The 16,825-nt window shown below is 58.6% G+C and carries 15 protein-coding genes; 5 read left to right on the top strand and 10 right to left on the bottom strand.

Annotated elements, in window-relative coordinates:
- Position 1: 1 nt before the first annotated feature.
- From pstA to EIH26_RS06660, 3 genes are all read right to left on the bottom strand, one after another.
- Positions 2-817 (bottom strand): phosphate ABC transporter permease PstA, encoded by an 816-nt coding sequence (gene pstA / locus EIH26_RS06670; protein WP_241152798.1) that lies wholly within the window; start codon positions 815-817, stop codon positions 2-4.
- A gap of 41 nt (positions 818-858) precedes the next feature.
- Entirely contained in the window at positions 859-1,725 is an 867-nt protein-coding gene (gene pstC, locus EIH26_RS06665) for a phosphate ABC transporter permease subunit PstC (RefSeq protein ID WP_124061432.1), read from the bottom strand.
- Between the two features lie 85 nt (positions 1,726-1,810).
- The gene (locus EIH26_RS06660; protein ID WP_124061431.1) at positions 1,811-2,647 is read right to left on the bottom strand and encodes a phosphate ABC transporter substrate-binding protein; all 837 of its coding nucleotides are present in this window, start codon (positions 2,645-2,647) and stop codon (positions 1,811-1,813) included.
- Between the two features lie 321 nt (positions 2,648-2,968).
- On the opposite strand from EIH26_RS06660, the gene EIH26_RS06655 reads away from it, so the two are divergent.
- Both EIH26_RS06655 and EIH26_RS06650 read left to right on the top strand, forming a co-directional pair.
- Positions 2,969-5,068, top strand: a complete 2,100-nt coding sequence (locus EIH26_RS06655; protein WP_124061430.1) for a hypothetical protein — start codon at positions 2,969-2,971, stop codon at positions 5,066-5,068.
- Between the two features lie 165 nt (positions 5,069-5,233).
- Entirely contained in the window at positions 5,234-5,908 is a 675-nt protein-coding gene (locus tag EIH26_RS06650; RefSeq protein ID WP_124061429.1) for an NAD(P)H-dependent oxidoreductase, read from the top strand.
- 10 nt (positions 5,909-5,918) lie between these two features.
- Here EIH26_RS06650 and EIH26_RS06645 read toward each other — a convergent pair whose 3' ends face one another.
- From EIH26_RS06645 to EIH26_RS06615, 7 genes are all read right to left on the bottom strand, one after another.
- On the bottom strand, positions 5,919-8,405 hold the full coding sequence (locus EIH26_RS06645) for an ABC transporter permease (RefSeq protein ID WP_124061428.1): 2,487 nt from the start codon (positions 8,403-8,405) through the stop codon (positions 5,919-5,921).
- Between the two features lie 4 nt (positions 8,406-8,409).
- The gene (locus EIH26_RS06640; RefSeq protein ID WP_370453769.1) at positions 8,410-9,123 is read right to left on the bottom strand and encodes an ABC transporter ATP-binding protein; all 714 of its coding nucleotides are present in this window, start codon (positions 9,121-9,123) and stop codon (positions 8,410-8,412) included.
- A gap of 50 nt (positions 9,124-9,173) precedes the next feature.
- Complete coding sequence (locus EIH26_RS06635; RefSeq protein ID WP_124061427.1) at positions 9,174-10,001, bottom strand: metal ABC transporter permease; 828 nt, start codon at positions 9,999-10,001, stop codon at positions 9,174-9,176.
- Positions 9,994-10,668: a metal ABC transporter ATP-binding protein gene (locus EIH26_RS06630; RefSeq protein ID WP_124061426.1), complete on the bottom strand. Its 675-nt coding sequence runs from the start codon at positions 10,666-10,668 to the stop codon at positions 9,994-9,996. Before EIH26_RS06630 ends, EIH26_RS06635 begins: the two co-directional genes overlap by 8 nt.
- Positions 10,669-10,718: 50 nt before the next feature.
- Positions 10,719-12,041, bottom strand: coding sequence for a metal ABC transporter solute-binding protein, Zn/Mn family (locus EIH26_RS06625; RefSeq protein ID WP_124061425.1), 1,323 nt, complete (start codon positions 12,039-12,041; stop codon positions 10,719-10,721).
- Between the two features lie 61 nt (positions 12,042-12,102).
- Positions 12,103-12,762 (bottom strand): ZinT/AdcA family metal-binding protein, encoded by a 660-nt coding sequence (locus EIH26_RS06620; protein ID WP_241152796.1) that lies wholly within the window; start codon positions 12,760-12,762, stop codon positions 12,103-12,105.
- 193 nt (positions 12,763-12,955) lie between these two features.
- Positions 12,956-14,116 (bottom strand): ABC transporter substrate-binding protein, encoded by a 1,161-nt coding sequence (locus tag EIH26_RS06615; RefSeq protein ID WP_124061424.1) that lies wholly within the window; start codon positions 14,114-14,116, stop codon positions 12,956-12,958.
- Between the two features lie 136 nt (positions 14,117-14,252).
- Between EIH26_RS06615 and EIH26_RS06610 the strand changes: the two genes are divergently transcribed.
- From EIH26_RS06610 to EIH26_RS06600, 3 genes are read left to right on the top strand one after another with little or no spacing between them, the layout of a single operon-like run.
- The gene (locus EIH26_RS06610; RefSeq protein WP_124061423.1) at positions 14,253-14,798 is read left to right on the top strand and encodes an FmdE family protein; all 546 of its coding nucleotides are present in this window, start codon (positions 14,253-14,255) and stop codon (positions 14,796-14,798) included.
- A complete protein-coding gene (locus EIH26_RS06605) occupies positions 14,799-15,881 on the top strand; it encodes an iron ABC transporter permease (RefSeq protein WP_241152795.1) in 1,083 nt (360 codons plus the stop codon).
- Positions 15,878-16,648 carry an ABC transporter ATP-binding protein gene (locus tag EIH26_RS06600; protein WP_124061422.1) on the top strand — a complete coding sequence of 257 codons (771 nt, stop codon included), beginning with the start codon at positions 15,878-15,880 and terminating at the stop codon, positions 16,646-16,648. Before EIH26_RS06605 ends, EIH26_RS06600 begins: the two co-directional genes overlap by 4 nt.
- Positions 16,649-16,825 lie beyond the last annotated feature (177 nt).

Genomic DNA, 16,825 nt, shown 5'->3' with positions numbered 1-16,825 from the left:
ATCAGCCTTCTTTCGTACCGAGTTTTCGCGCGCAAAGCGTTGCGGCGATATTCAGGAGCAGCGTGAGAATCAAGAGAATCGTTGCAAGCGAGAAGGCGACGGACAGCTCGCCTCGCTCGGTTGCATAGACGTAGAGCGCCACCGTGAGCGTCGCGCTTGACGACGACAGCGCGGTCATGAAGCTGTTCAGTATCAGCCCGAACCCTGCGGTGTAGAGCAAAGCGGCCGATTCTCCCACGATCCTGCCGATGGCCAGAATGCATCCGGTTGCGATGCCGTCGATGGCGTTGGGCAGCACCACGGTGCGAATCATGTGCCATTTTCCGCCACCCAAGGCAAGCGATCCCTCGCGGTAGGCGTCGGGCACCGTTTTCAGGCTCTCAAGCGTGTTGCTGATGATGGTGGGCAAAACCATGACCACCAAGGTGAGACCGCCGGCAAGGATGCCCGCTTGAAGCCCCATGATCTGGATAAAGAACAGCATGCCAACCAAACCGAAGATGACCGAGGGGATTCCGGTAAGGGTTTCGACGGCAAAACCGATGGCGCGCACGACCCGCTTGTTGGAGGCGTACTCGTTAAGGTAGACCGCCGCGCAGGTTCCGAAGGGAATCGCGATCACCATGGCGACGAGCACGATGTAGAGCGTGTTGAGTATGTTGGGAAGGATTCCGATCGTGTCATGGACGTAGCTGGTCTGCGTGGTGAGAAACTCCGCGGTGATGCCGGCCGCTCCGTTTGCCAGGATGTATCCGATGAGAGCCGCTAAGGCGAGGCATACCGTCGCACCGCTCAGGCGGACCAGCAGTTTGAGCAAAGAGGATCTTATCCTCCTGAATCTGCGTACCCTCGCCTCCATCATGCGGACTTCCTGCGAACGACGAGGTTCAACGCAACGTTGACCGCGACGATGAAGATAAACAGCACCAGCCCTATGGAGAACAACGCGTCGCGGTGGAGGCTTCCGTAGGAGGCGTAGGACATCTCGCTTACGATCGCGGTGGTGAGAAACCTCACCGGGTCGAAGAGGGCGGGCATGTTGGCCACGTTCCCCGCGACCATGATGATGGCCATGGCCTCTCCCAACGCGCGTCCCACGCCTTGAACCACCGATGTCGCGATGCCGCTTCTCGCGGCATGGACCGAAATCCCGAAGTAGGTTTCGGCATCGGTTGCGCCCAGGGCGAACGAGCCCTCTTCGTATTCTTTGGGCACCGCGTCAAGCGCAGTGGTCGAAACGCTGACGATGTAGGGAAGGATCATGACGGCAAGCACCACGATGGCCGCAAGAAGGGTTGCACCCGACGAGAGGCCAAAGGCATTCTGGATCGCGGGAACCAGCGCGATCATTCCCACCAATCCGTAGACCACCGACGGAATGCCCGCAAGAAGCTCGACGGCCGATCGAATGACGCGGCTTGCCTTTCTATGGGCGAATTTCGACAAATAGAGCGCGGTCATGATACCCAAGGGAAACCCCAACGCAAGCGCCCCCAAGGTTCCGTAGACACTTGTGAGGATGAACGGCAGGATGCCGAACTGCTCCCTGCCGGGATTCCACGTCTGCCCCAGAAGGAATTCGGACAGACCGATGCGCGCAATCGCGGGCGTCCCCGAAACAACGAGGTAGACGGTGATTCCCAGTACGAAAAATACCGACAGCAAGCCCGAGAGCAGGAATACTCCGTGAAACAGCGCTTCGATAGACGAGCTTTTCTTTTTCATCGCGAGGTTCTTTCGATCGATGGATAGGGGCGCGAAGGTCGCGCCCCCGGATGGCATTTCCGCATCGGGGCGATGAGCATCGCGCCTATGCAAGGGGGACGGCTCCCGCTGTTCTGATGAGGTCGGCAGCTGCGGGGCTGATGGCGAAGTCCACGAAGGCCTGGGCCTCGTCGGAGAGCTTCGAGTCTTCGGGTACGATGAGGTTCAAGGGCCGCTGGATGGGATAGGTGCCGTCGAGGACGGTCTTCTCGCTGCAGGCTACGCCATCCACGTCCAGGGAATAGATGCCCTTCTGGCCTTCGACCGACGAGAGCGAGGCGTATCCGATCGCGTTGGGGGAGCTGGCAACCGCGGTCATCACCGCGCCGGTAGAGGTGAGCTCTTGGGTCAAAACGCACTGATCGGAGGTTTTGGTGACGGACTCGAACCCATCGCGCGTTCCCGATCCGCTCTCGCGTCCGATGCAGGCTATCTCGAGATCTTTACCACCTACTTCCGACCAATTCCGGATCTTTCCGGTGAATATGTCGGTTACCTGCTGAAGGGTGAGGCTTCTCACGCCGCAGCTTTGGTTCACCACGATGGCGATTCCGTCGAGCGCGATCGTGATGGGCCGAAGCCCCGTCTCCTTGTCTTTAAGCGCGCGCGAAGACAGGCCGATGTCACAACTTCCCTGCGAGACGGATTCGATGCCCGTACCCGATCCGGTTGCATCGTAGGTGATCTTCACGGAGGGGTTATCGGCCATGAAGGCTTCCGATAAAGAGCCGATCACCTTCTCCATCGAGGTGGATCCATTGGTCGAGACGGTTCCGGACACCCCCGAAGCCGAATCCGACGTGCCGCAGCTTGCCAGACCGAACGCCAATGCGGATGCGGCCGCAAGGCCGATCAGCGTCTTCGCTATTCCTACTCGTTTCATTCGATTCCTTTCCGCTCGGTTCCCTTTTTGGCTGTTTTCGCCCTGCGAAGAATTGAACCGCCTGCATGAAAAGGAAGCGCAAAGCGCGGGTAAAAGCGACGTCATGAGTTCGTCAAGGAACGGTAAAGAATCCCCGGTCTTTCCAGCGATGCGGCCTGTGCTGGCTTCGGTAGCCCACGGCTCCTTGAAAACTCCTTGATCTTTTTCGGGGGGGGGGTATAATCAATGCGCGAATATCAATTTTACCAGGTGAAGTTGGTATGAACTACGGATTCAACCTACCGAGCGCAACCCGGGTAACAGTCGGAAAAAAGGGGTGTTATGAAGGGAAAGCTGGCCGCTTTCATGGGCGTCGTGCTGGCGCTCGGCATCGGGCTTCCAAATGCGATGGCGGATCCGGGCACGGCGGGCGATGCCCAGCAGGGAACGGTATCCATCCAGAGAACGGGGGTTGCCTATCCCACCCTTGGTGCCGCTGCGGATGCCGCACAGGATGGGGACACCTTGGTTGTCAACGGAGAAGTGGGTTGCGCTTCGGATGCTTCGTTCAGAAAAAGCGTGACGCTGGTGGCTGCGCAAGGGGGAGGAACCCTGAAGAACCTTCATCCGAAGCACGCTTATCTTAACGTGACGGATGGAGGCTCTCTTACCTTGGGTTCGGGGGATTCGAGCCATACCCTCGACATCAAAAACGTCGGCGTCAAGGTCACTCAGGGGTCGTTCGCGTTCAAGGACGGAGCGCATATCTTTTTCGAGAACAGCTCGATATCCGCAATGGTGGAGGTGGCGGGCAACCAGTCCAAGGCGTCGTTTTACGGAGGGACTATCGATTGCCCCGATGTCATAAGCGGTGCCCCCGATTGGGCCGTCAAGGTTACCATGGGCGCTTCGGTAGACGAGATATCGGGCGGGCAGTACCGCGCTTTGTACGGCGGGTTTTCTGTTGGTGGCAAGGGGACCGTCGTCAAACAGGTGCGAGGTGGCACGTTCGCGAACAACGTTGAGTCGCGCCAATCCCAACCGGCTTTCTTGCTGGAGTACAACGCCCGCATAGACGAGGTTTCGGGCGGTCAGTTCAAAGCGGCCCGCTTCGGAGGGCTTCAGATGGAATCCGGGGCCTCGGTCGGGCTTATATCCGGAGGTATGTTCGAAGGGAATTCAGAACCCAAGGAGGTGTCTGCGAGTTCGAACGGCGCTCCGTACTTTTCGGGACTTGTTTTGTACGCACGCAACAGCTCGGATCCCGTGGTGGTGGAAAAGATAACGGGCGGCACGTTTTCCGGTTACAACGCCATGCTGTTAGTGGGCGCTTCGGGAGTCGCGAAGGTTAACGAAATTACCGGCGGCTCGTTCAAGGGCATTACCGACACCGGTATCCGCAATTGCGGAAACGCCGAAATCGGAAGCATCTCGAATGCTTCGGTCGAGGGAGCGTCGTGCGGTATATACAATTTGGGAACCATCAACCACATCAAGTCCGGAACATTCAAGGGCGTTTCTAGCGACGGTTTGTATAACGAGAACGATGAATCCAGTCTTCCTGCGTGGATTGGCAAGATGGGCGATATAACCGGCGGTACGTTCGAGGGTGCCAAGCGCGGTCTTTACAATTCGGGCAGCATCGACAAGATCGCCGATGGCGTGTTTGTGGGAAAAACGGCCGCTGTATCCTGCAGCTCCACTTCGAAAAAGGGAAACCTCGACAGCATCGAATCCGGTGTGTTTTATTCCGAAGGGAGCAACTGCATCGAACTCGTTTTGCCGCTTGCGATCGAGCCGGGCTTGACGGCTAGCCACCCCTCCCAGGGTACGGGACGTTACTACGTTGCCGAAGGCGGCGCCATTTTCAACGACGATTCCCTCGTCACCTTCCCTCGGTATTCCCACCCGAAAGCCGGTCAGGAAGAGTATTTCATGAGCAGCTCTTCCGATACCTTGGAGTCTTCCGCGAAGCCGGGAGTAGCGTTCCGTTATCTGCGGCAGCTTTTGACCGTCGGGTACAACCTGAACCTCGATGACGACAAGAACTCGATGATGGAGGGAAGCTACCTTAAGCCCGGGCAGAGCGCAACGTTGTGGGATGCCGAGGCAATCAAGGGCAAGGTGCCCGAGAACCTGAAGCTGACGGGCTGGAACACCAGTCCCGATGGAAACGGCACTTCGTACGAACCCGGTGCCGAGGTGAAAGATATCGTCTCCGATTTGAAGCTGTATGCCCAGTTCCAGAAGGTGGAGCCCGATAAACCCGCTCCGGCTCCCTCCCAGTCCGAAAACGCGGCGATCCATGTGATGCCTTCGATGCCCATTAAGACTGCGATGCCCGTTACGGGGGATGATTGCTCCGTTGCCGTAATGGCGATACTGGCTGTGCTGTCCATCTCGGGCGCCGCACTCGCGTTTCGCCTGCGCGAATCCGCCTAAAGAGCTTCGGCGCGGTTTTGCAACGTGAAAATCCCCGTCTCGTTTCGAGACGGGGATTTTTTTGAATGCGCTTGCCTCGCCCTCGGAAAACGACTAAGTTCGGGGCACGGCGCAGGAACGGAGGAAAACTCCGTTTGCGCCCCCAATACAGAAAGGTGTTGTCCTATGGCCGAGTTAACCCACGAAGAGCTTCGGGATCTTGTATTCCAAACGTATGCCACACGTTACACCTGCAAGCGCTACGACCCCAACGGGCGCGTCTCCGACGAGGATTTCGCAACATTGTTGGAGGTTGCACGTCGCTCTCCCAGCTCGTTTGGGCTCGAACCGTGGAAGTTCCTCGTTATCGAGGACGAGACGGTTAAAAGCGAACTTCTCGACCTTGCGTGGGGTGCGAAGAAAAACGCCGATAGGACGATGGTGATCCTGTCGCGCAAAGGGGCGTCGGCCGATTCCGAATTCGTCGAACGCACCCTGCGCGACGTCCAGGGTGCAGAAGGAGAGGCTTTCGATCAGCGTCGCAGTTTCCTTGCCGCCTTTCAGCGCAACGACCTTTCCATGGAGGGCGACGAAGGAAAGCTGCTGGAATGGACGTCTCGCCAAGCCTATATCGTGCTGGGAAACCTGCTGACCAGCGCGGCGCTTCTGGGTATCGATTCCACGCCTGTGGAGGGCTTCGACGTAGCCGCCCTTGCCGATCTGCTGGCACGTCGCGGTCTTATGGACCCAAGCGAGTACGCGCCGACGCTCATCGTGCAGTTCGGGCGGCATGATGCAAGCCATTTCGAACCACAGCAGCGCCGCCGTCCGCTTGACGAGGTCGTGCGCTTCGTTCGCTAGAAAAGCCGCCTTACTCCTGGGTTTTCATCGCCAAGGCAAGCGGAACCTTCCTGATGCGGCGAACATGCAGGTAGGCAACCGCACCGTAGCATGCGCCCCCCAACGCCAACTCGATGGCCACCCGATCGAGGGGTAGGCTGATCACGAAGTTGCCGTTGTAGTGCATGAACACCAGCTTGATCAACAGCACTATAAGCTCTGTCACAATGGGCACAGCCGCTACCAGCGATATCGCTACCGCCTCGGTGATGGTGCGCACGTAGAGCCCGTTGATTTCGCGATCGGTGTAGCCGAATACCTTCATATGGGAAATGGAGCGCGCGTTACGTTCTATGACGGTTTTAGTCAACAGGTACATAAGCACGATGTAGATGGCTAGAGACGCGCCCACCATCACGTACACCATATCTCCCATGGAATCCCGCATCTGCGCGCCGATCTTATCCATCTGGCTGGGCGTGATGTCGCTGCCCATGTAGTGATTGTCGATATCGAGCTCCGTATCTGAGAAGTATCCCGTGAAGTAACGATCGTCATTCCCCAAAAGCTTATTCATCGTCTCGAGGGGAAGGTAGACGTTCGTGTCTCCATCGCTTCCCCAAACCGATCCGATAGCAAGATCGTAGGTTGTATCCGTGTATTTATCGTACAGCGAGACGACATCCCCGACGTCAAGGTTGAACTTCGAAGCGAGCCCGTAGCCTATGGTTGCCGTATCGTTTGAAAACTCCAGGCCGTTGTAATAGTGCGAATCTCTTTGAATGCCGTAGAGAACGACGCTTTCCCATCCTGCACCGCCGCCTCGATTGAATTCGAGGCGCGCCGATGAGAACTTTTCAGCCTGGGCTATGGCCTCCTCGCTGTTTTCTCGGGTGTTCACCGCATAGGCATCCTTGTCGATATGGGATGCCTTCTGCGTCAAATCGAAGAACTCTTGCAAAGAGAGTCCTCCCAGGTCGGCATCGTTCGGATCGGTGTCATCGAATTTGAACGACGACATATCCACGGTATCGGCCAGCTTCAAAGCGGCCGCGTGTGCTTCGCGCTGCTCTGCGGTTCCCCTCAGTTCTACAGGGGCTTTCAGCGTGTACGTGTGTTCCGATACCAGGTTTTCAGCCAGCGAGTCGGCATAGCGGTCGATGGTGGGCAGCATGCAGAATCCGAACAGAAGAAGCAGTGATGCGAATAGGATCCCCGCAAAAAGCGTGACGAAATGAGATGCGTTGCGACCCAGTATGCGAAGTCTGAAGCGAATGGAAAACGAAAGGGCTTCGGGCAGCTTGCGTCCTCCGCCGCGATTGCGCCTGCTGGTTTCCCGATGCAGGAACTGCAGGGGCGTGCAGCGCAGCTTGAGCGCAAGGCCGGCGAAGTTGATCGCGGCCAAAAGGCACAGGGGCAGTAGGGTGGACTGCGCGAACACGCCCCAATCCCAGATTGTTTGATAGGGGGGCAGGCTGTAGCTGTTGTAATACAGATCGGACATCTTCTCGATGAGGAAGACATAGCCCAAGGTGTTGCCCACCACCGCGCCGACAGCTCCCGAGATAAGCGGAAGAGCCAGGTAGTGTCTGATGATTTCGCTTTTTCGGTATCCCAGGGCCATAAGCGTCCCGATAACGGCGCTCTCCTCTTCTACGATGGATGAGGTCAGAACCGCAAACACGAAGGCGAGAATGGCTATGAGTATGTACTGCATAACCACCCACATGACCCGGTCGCCTTCCAGGTCGTCTTCGGCATACCCGATGCCGTTGTTGGCGTCTTTGTCCACAAAGTCGGCAAGGGAGACGTTCTCGTCTTGCAGCGTATCGAGAATATCCCGTTCGAGAGACGCCCGAGCGCCATCGTCCAACGTTCGGTCGTCGGCCGTAAACGAGTAGGTGTACGTACAGGTATCGGGCTTAAACGTGGAGAAGCCGGATTCCGATACCTGGGCCACAGTGAAGGTTTGCGCATTGAATACGAAGTCGGTGTTCTTCTCGAACAGAGCCTGGTAGTCGGAAAGCGACATGATGCCCGACAGTACGAACCTGTTTCCACCCACCGTGACGACATCGCCTACCGCCAGACCGTTGTTTCGGCAGAATACTCGATCAAAAGCAATCTCGTTGGGAGCATCGGGAGCTTTGCCCTCGAAGTACGCCGGGAGATCGAATCCTTGCCGATTGAGGTACACGCGTGCCGTCATGACGGCTCCGCCATCGGCTACGGTCAGAGGGATGTCATAGCTGAAATTGTCATGCACTGCGACACCGAGGGACTCGATTCTTCCTATAACGTTGTCGTTCAGTTCGAAATTCGAGGTAAAGCGACCGTCTTCCAGGTTATAGTCGCTGTCTACGGCGCTCACTATACGGGACATGGATGAACTGGCCATAAGGAATCCAGAGACCATCGAAATGCTCAGCGTCAGCAGCAGCGTGATTCCGAGCCACTTTCCCGGATTCCTTCTGAATTCGCGGGGGAGCCGCCTGTTCAGCGGAGATAGGGTTCTCATCTTCTTACCAGCTTAGTTCGCTTGCGGCAATCGGGGAGGCGTTTTTCTCGTTAGATACGAGCCTGCCGTCCCGCAGGCGCAGGATGCGATGGGCCATATGCTTGATGGAGGCGTTGTGGGTCACGATGACAACGGTGCATCCGTATTGCCGGTTGACGCGCTCCATAAGGCAGAGGATCTCTTTTGAAGTTTTATAGTCAAGGGCCCCCGTGGGTTCATCGCATAGCAGCAACCCCGGATTCTTCACCAAAGCGCGGCCGATGGCGCAGCGCTGTTGCTGGCCTCCCGATATCTGCGAGGGAAACTTGAAACGGTGCTCCCATAACCCCAGAGACTCCATGAGCTCATCGACATCCAGGGGGTTTTCAGAGATATGCGCTCCGACCTCGATGTTCTCGCGAACCGTCAGATCGCCGAGAAGGTTGTAGAACTGGAAGACGAAACCAAGCTGGGAGCGGCGGTACTCTCCCAGTTGCGCATCGCTCCTTTCGGTGAGCTCGCAGCCGTCAACCCGAACGGTACCGCTGTCGGCGTGCTCAAGGCCCCCGATGATGTTCAGAAACGTCGACTTGCCCGACCCCGAAGGTCCCAGTAAAACGCATATCTCACCGCGATCGACGGTTAAGTCGATTCCCTTCAGCACATCTACGCGGGATCCCTCCTCGCCGTAGTGCTTCTTCAGGCAAGATACTTCGAGGTACGGTTCGCTTTCGATCATGGGACCTCCATCGACGGGGTGCTCGACGGCCTTTCCGGCGGCTGTATTTCTCACATTCGCATCTCGTTTTTCCGAGATGGCTTCACTCGTTTTCTTACCTGCTTGACAGCCAGGAAGATCAGGATGCCGACAATGGCGGCCATGACGATCGATCCTCCGGGACGAACGTCGTACTGGTACGAGAACACAAGTCCCGACATAGTATAGACGATCCCCAGCACCACCGACGCGATGCAGGTCTGTCGGTAGCTGCGGCACAGGATAAGCGCCGTGGCCACCGGCAGCGTAACCAAAGAGACCACCAGCAAAGCGCCGACCACCTTGCAGGCAAGGCCGATCATGATGGCGGAAAGGGCGGTGAACAGGCCGTCCACTATGCGTTCATCGACGCCCGCGATGCGGGCGAGCGTGCGATCGATGGCGATATCGGAAAGCCCGGCGTACAAAACGACGCTCAGGGCGATCGTGAACAGCGTCGCCACCGTGGTTCCGATAAGATCTTCCGCGGTCACCGATGAGATCGACCCGAACAGGTACGACTCGAAAGTGTTTCCGCCGGGCGCCAGATCGGCCAGGATAACCGCAAGGCCCAAACCCGCGCTCATGATGATGGCGACGGCCATGTCGCCGAACTGGGGCAGGCGGGAACGAATCGCCTCGATGGAAAAGCCCGCGACGATGCAGCTGGCTACGGCTCCCCATACGGGGTTGAAACCGAAGATGAGACCCAACCCGACACCGGTAAGCGAAACATGGGAAAGAGCGTCGCTCACCATAGACGTTTTGCGGTTGATCATCACGATGCCGATAAGGGGCAGGGCGACGGCGAACATGATTCCCGCCATAAGGGTCCGTCGCATGAACTCGAACTCAAGCATGCTCGACCATCCTTCCGTCTACGATTTGATAGCTTGCGTCCAGCGAAACGTGGTCGCGCACAAGCTGGAACTCATGGGAGATGATGAGGCAGGTGATGGCGCGCTGCTCTTTGATGTTCGCCAGAAGCTCGAAGAACTTCAGCTTGCTTTCGCTGTCCACACCTGCGGTGGGCTCGTCGAGCACTAAAAGCTTCGGATCGTTCACCAGGGCGCGGCAGATCATGACGCGCTGTTGCAATCCGCCCGAGAGCTGGTTGAAGGGCGTGCGCGCATAGGCGGACAACCCCATGCTCTCAAGCGCCGCGTCCGCGGCGGCGTAATGGCGCGCCCGCGGTATGCGCACGAACCCGAACTGACGGTACAGTCCCTGCACTACGATTTCTCTGCAGGTGGTGGGGAAGGCGACGGCTCCCAGGACGTTTGCTTGGGGGACGTACCCGATCCAGGTAAGGTCGCTGTAGGTTTTGGGACTCTTCCCGAAAAGCTCCACCGTGCCCGAATCGGGCTTGAGCTCTCCCAGAACAAGTTTCATGAGCGTCGATTTACCCGAGCCGTTTTCTCCGGTAAGGCAGCAAAACGTGCCCTCGCCAACGGTAAAGCTCAGGTCTTTGAGAACGGGCTGCGTCGTGTAGCCGAAGCAGAGCCCGGACACCTTGATGGCATCCATGCGGTTCCTTTCGCGGTGGTTCATCGCCCCGCCATGCGCCGGATTCGGCACTAGAGCAGGGACTGGTATATGGCTTCTATGTTGGTGCGCATTATCTCGACATAGCCGTTCATCTGGGCGCCCTGCTCTTCGCCGACGTATTCCATCGACGCGAGCGGCACGGCCTTCCCGCCTATCTCGTTTGCTACGGTCTCCGCATCCTTGGGATTGGAGCCCAGCTCGTAGAACACCGTGGTGGTCCGGTGCTCTTTGCAGAAATCGACGGCTTTGCGCACGGTCTTCAGTGCGGGCGATTCGGTTGAGGTAAGGCCCTGCAGGGGGAAGTGCTTGATGTTCAGATCGCGGCAGAGATAAGCGTAGGCGTTGTGGGTGACCACGAACTCGCGGCGGTCGAGATCCTTGAATTTCTCTTGAAACGATGCGTCCAGTTCGGTGATGCGCGCTACCACGTTCACCTTGCGCTGATAAAAATCGGATTTCCGATCAGGCCAGGATTCGCAGAGACGGTCGTGGATGGCGTTGCAGTAGCGTTTCGCATTCGCAAGCGACAGCCAGGAATGCGGGTCGTAGGTTACCTTGTCGGTGCCTGACGACGACCCCTCCATAAGCTGTCTTGCGGGGATCTCGTCGCCGTTCTCGCGTGTTACCAGCCGATAGGAAAGCAGGTTTGCGCTTGCGCGATCCGAAAGAAGGATCCAGTCGTCGCCTTCGGGCAGCGTGAACCCAATGTATCCGCTTTCATGACCCATCTCCAAAGCGTAGACCTTGCCATCCTCCACCTGGATGGTGTCGTGCTGCGCGATCGTTCGGCCCTTCTCGCTCATAATGGCCCGCCCGCGTCTTGCCAGCTCGGCTGCAGACGCACTCGAGTCGCCCCTGAAGAAGGCCACGCGCATGATGTCTTGGTGCGTATGTCCGAATTCGAAGCCGTAGGTGCCCGGTCCCACTTCGAGGCTCGCGATGTACTGGAACTCTCCCATAGCGGCCGCGCCTCGGTAGGTGATGAGATCGACGCTGTCTGAAAGCGTGAGCACGGGAAGGTTGGGAAGGTTGTCGCGCACCTGATCGATCCAGTGCTCCATGTTGGCGCCGTTTACCACCAGCAAGTCGGCTTGGGAAAGATCCTTGAGGTTTTTGGGGGTGGGCTCCCAGACATGAGGGTCTTTGTTCGTGGGCATGAAGGAATGCAGCTCCACCGCATCTCCCGCCACCTCGCGCACCAGATCGAACACGGGGTAGAACGAGGCGTAGACCACGGGCTTGGTTCGGGCGCCGCCTTTGGCGCCCGTGCAGGAGGGAAGCAGGGCGGCGCCGGCCAGACCCGCTCCCAGACAACCGCAGACCTGCAAGAATTCTCTGCGCGTATGATTCATGGTATGTTGCGCTCTCCTAGAAGGGGAGGGGCGCCTCTCGGCGCCCCTCGATCGCTGCGTTTTATTCCTTGATCTCGTCCTTGATCTGATCGATCGTGGAGCTGGGGGCTACGAAGGTCGGGAACCAGGTTTCCTTGCTCATCAGCTCATCGACGCTGTTACCGTAGCGCATGTGGAAGTGGGTGAGCTCTTCCTCGCCGTGAACGGGCATCATAAGGAGGACGGGGTACTTCGCGTTCGGCTCCTTGGCTTTGAAGACGTCCCACTCGAGCTCGTGTCCGCCATGCATGACCTTCTTGGAATCGACGCACTCGTACGTCGCCTTGGTGACCTCGGTGCCGCCCTCGGACTCGAACCCGTTAAGGAAGGTCACGGTGTCGCCCTCGATCTTCAAGCCGTGGAAGTCGCAGAAGCGCCTTTCCTCGAGCTCTGCCTTCACTTCGGCGGCCGTGGTCTTGCTGTTCTTGGCGGCCTCGTCGTAGGCGTCGGCGACTTCGTCTTTGTTGAGATAGGAGCTGAAGTCGTTCCAGGTGCCCTCCCACCCGGCAAGGGTGATCTTGGAGGAGGACTCTTCTTTGGCGGCGGGCTGCGAAGCCGTCGTACCCTGCGACGTGTTCTCAGCCTGTCCCTTCTCGGCCTGGCCCGCGCATCCGGTCAGCGCAAGTGCGATGCCCAGGGCCGCCGTCGCGCAGCAGGCCTTGTTCAATGCCTTCATCTTCATTCTGTGCTCCTTACACCGTCGTTAACGCCAAAATTATATATGGCTAACTTTCGATGGCAATCTTGCATCGAGAGACGATGCGGTTCAATGGCCCTCACATATTCTTAACAACTTGAGAATGGGGTTGAGGCGGGCTCTCCTGCTGCGAGGGGGGCTTGGAAGGAGCGCCCGCGCATGCGATGGGCTTTCTTTTCTAGAGGTTGGAAAGATCGACCCTCTTGAACGTGTACCCCTGTTCGGCCAGATCGCCCGAGAGCGGAGCGCCGAGGAAGAAACCGCTTATCTCATCGAGCTTTTCGGTGGGATCGACGTCGGAGAACGTGTCGGGATACACGGTTGACCCTACCTGGTAGCAGTTCGCCAGCGCCATTTCGATGTTGGTTGCGTAGAACCGGTAGGAGATGAGCGTGGCGACGCGACCGTCCCGAACGGCATCGAGTGCGGCGAAGTAATGCGGGTTCGCCTCGTAGTCGCTTTTCACCAGATCAAGGTTTCCGCACTCGACGAACACGAAGTTCGGCTGAGCCGCCGATACCGCCTCCAAATCGATGGTGAAGGCCCCCGATGCCTTCTTGCCGTCGGCGATGTTGGTCACGCCGCAGGCGTTGAACGGCGCGAAGTTTGCCTCGGTACCGTCGAAGCCGTGCCCGCCTCGGTACGAGATGCCCGCAGCATAGCCAGTGACATTTCCATATGCAGACGACCGTCCCGCGCGATCGGAGAGGTCTTGCTCGATACCCTCGAGGTAGGTCGTCACTTCGGCCGCGCGTTCTTGCTTTCCAAGAACTTTGCCCAGAAAAGCCAGGTTGTCGGCAAATTCTTTCCCGAACACGGTTTCGGGTACGTCGATGCACACAACGGGGACGCCGGTTTTCTCCTGGAGCGCGTCCGCTTCGTCGGCTTTCAGATTAGCCGCAACGACAACCTGGGGCGATACGGAGATAATGGCCTCTGCATTGGGGGTCACGCCCTTCGATCCGCCCTCGCCGATGATGGGGAGCCGCGAGAACGCTTCATGGTTCACGTGGCGGTATGCGCAGCTGACGATATCCTCATGCTCGGCTTTCTCGACACCTACCACCTTATCGACCGCCTGCAGATAGCAGATGGGCCGAAGGGAGCATCCCACGGCCACCACCCGTTCGACATCGCCGGGCACCTCGACGGCGCGTCCCAGCCGGTCGATGACGACGGTCGTGGCCGATGCGGTTTCCGCCGCCTCCTGCGTTTGGGGCGCCGAACATCCGACGAGGCCGCCCAGTGTTATTGCCAGCGCAACGATTGCCGTTACGATGGCCGTTGCGGCCACTCTGGTTTTGTTTGCACGATGCGGTGCCGCTGCACGCGATACCATGCGTTCTCCTTTCCTTTCGGGTTTCTTACCGTTGGTATTACGAATACTAGAATCGTAATACTTCTAGCGTTATAGTAAGACTCGAATCGCACGTGGGAAGGCGTGAATTCGCAATAATCGGGCGGAAGGACGAACGATGCTTTCATTGGATCTTTGGGAGAAGGCCGCGCAGTTTCACGGACACAAGTGCCCCGGTCTTGCGATGGGGTTCAAAGCGTGCGAGGGGGCTATCGAAGAGCTGGGGCTTTCGGCTGACGGCGCATCGTCGGTCGACGAGGAGCTGGTATGCATCGTAGAGAACGACGCGTGCGGGGTCGACGCGGTGCAGGCGCTTCTCAGCTGTACCTACGGAAAGGGCAACCTCATCCCGCGCTTGCGTGGGAAGATGGCGTTCTCGTTTTTCACGCGCGAGAACGGACGGGGAGTAAGGTTGTGCCTGAAACCCGGCTGCGGATCGAACCTCGATCGCGCGGCTTTCCAGGAATACCTGATCTCAACCCCTTACGATCAGCTGTTCGACGTCAAAGTCCCGCCGTACGGGCTTCCCGAGCGCGCGCGTCTCTTCAAATCGGAACGCTGCGCCGTGTGCGGCGAGGTTACGGCGGAATACGCCTTGCGCATCCAGAACGGCAAGCCGGTATGCGCAGACTGCTACGACGCCTACGAACGCGAGGGCTTTTAGGTGGGCTCTTCGGCCGATCGGACCATCGCGTTGTCCGAGCGCGAACGGAGCGTCGATGGGGCCGCAAGGCGTTCGGAGCGAAAAAGCATCGCCGTGGTCGGTGCGTTGACGCTTGCCATGATGTGCATTGCGGCTTTCAGCCTCTCATGCGGTGCGTCGTGCATCGACGTGCCCGCAAGCGTTTCGGCCCTGTTCGGTCTCGGTGCCCCTCAAGATGTCGCAGCGGTTCAGTCAATCCGCCTGCCGCGCGTGGTGTGCGCCGTGGTCGCCGGAGCCGGCCTGGCTTTGGCGGGCGCTGCGCTGCAAAGCGTTTTGGAAAACCCGCTGGCCTCGTCTTCCACGGTGGGGATCTCCCAGGGGGCGGCCTTCGGGGCCACGCTTGCTCTATTGGTGGTCGTACCGGCGCTTGCCGGGTCGAGCGCGAACGTTGGAGCGGGCACGACCGCCCTGTTCGCGTTTGTGGGCGCGATGACGTCGAGCGCGGTGGTGCTGCTGTTCTCGAAGCTGGGTTCGATGCGCCCGGAAAGCATCGTCTTGGTTGGCGTCGCGCTGTCGGCCCTGTGGGCCGGGGCCTCCACCATCATCCAGTACTTCGCGAACGATGTCGAGCTTACCAGGGTTCTGTTCTGGCAATTCGGCGATCTGGGAAGGGCAACCTGGTCCCAAATCGGGTTCATGGCGCTTATCGGCGCCGGTTGCAGCGTGTATTTCTTTGCGAATCGCTGGAACTACAATGCGCTGCAAAGCGGAGGGCGGGCCGCCGGGAGCCTCGGCGTCGATGTGAAGCGCACGCGCATAGCGGGAGTCGCAGTCGCCTCGCTGATGGCTGCGGCTATGGTGGCGTTCGTCGGGCTCATCAACTTCATCGGCCTCATCGCCCCGCATATCGCGCGACGGGTGGTGGGAAACGACTACCGGTATCTGCTTCCGGCCTCGTTGGTTCTCGGTGCGCTGATCATGCTTTTGTCCGATTTGGCGGCTCGGATGGCCATTTCCCCCGTCATCCTTCCGATCGGCGCTATCACCTCGTTTCTGGGCGCGCCTCTGTTCCTCTACCTTCTGTATCGGGGGTACCGCCGATGAGCGACGCTACCTTGCAGGCGACGGGGTTGTCGTATGCCTACCGCGGCGTTTCCCATAACGTGTTCGATTCCTTCAACCTGGATGTCTGCGCCGGATCGATGCTGGCGGTGCTGGGGAACAACGGGGCGGGGAAGTCGACGCTGCTCGATCTGCTGGCGGGCATCTCCAAGCCGAAGACGGGGCGGGTGTCGGTTTCGGGGGAGAACCTGCTTGCCATGACGCGCCGTAAAGCGGCGCGCAGGGTTGCCTACGTAACGCAGCAGCAGACCGTACCGTATTTGAAAGTGTACGATCAGGTGCTTTTGGGTCGAAGACCCCACATAACCTGGAACGTTGCCGAGCGCGACAGAAAAGCGGTGGCCCGATGCCTCTCGATGCTTCGCCTCGAGGATTTCGCAGATCGGTTCTGCGACGAGCTTTCGGGCGGAGAACGGCAGAAGGTGCTGGTCGCGCGTGCCCTTGCGCAAGAACCGCAGGTTCTGATACTGGACGAGCCCACCAGTGCGCTGGATCCGAAGAACCAGATCGAAGTGATGACCGCGATTCGCTCGGTGACGCGCAGCGAGCGGTTTGCAACCGTGCTGGTTCTGCACGACATCAACCTCGCTTTGAGGTTCTGCGATCGGTTCATGCTGATTCGCGACGGGCGCGTGGTAACTCAAGGTGGGCGGGATGCCATGACCGACGAGGCCGTGTCCGAAACGTACGGCATGCGGTTCAGGATAGTCGATATCGATGGCGCCAGCGTGGCCGTGCCTTGCGCTTGATGCGGCGTGAAAAGTTTTCTTGCGGTAATATCGAAAGAAATTAGTTTATGCTTACTTTCATGGAATGGTTTCATGCCTTCGAGCGCCTGCTGTGAACGCGCTTCGCCTCCGCTGGCATGAAAGATGCGGCTGTTTTTGCCCTCGGGTACTCATGATACCGCCCCGTTCGCGCTTTCG

This window comes from Gordonibacter sp. Marseille-P4307, assembly GCF_900604965.1.
Classification (GTDB): Bacteria; Actinomycetota; Coriobacteriia; order Coriobacteriales; family Eggerthellaceae; genus Berryella.
Note: the sequence above shows the minus strand (reverse complement) of the source record. Positions and strands in the feature narration are given on the sequence as shown.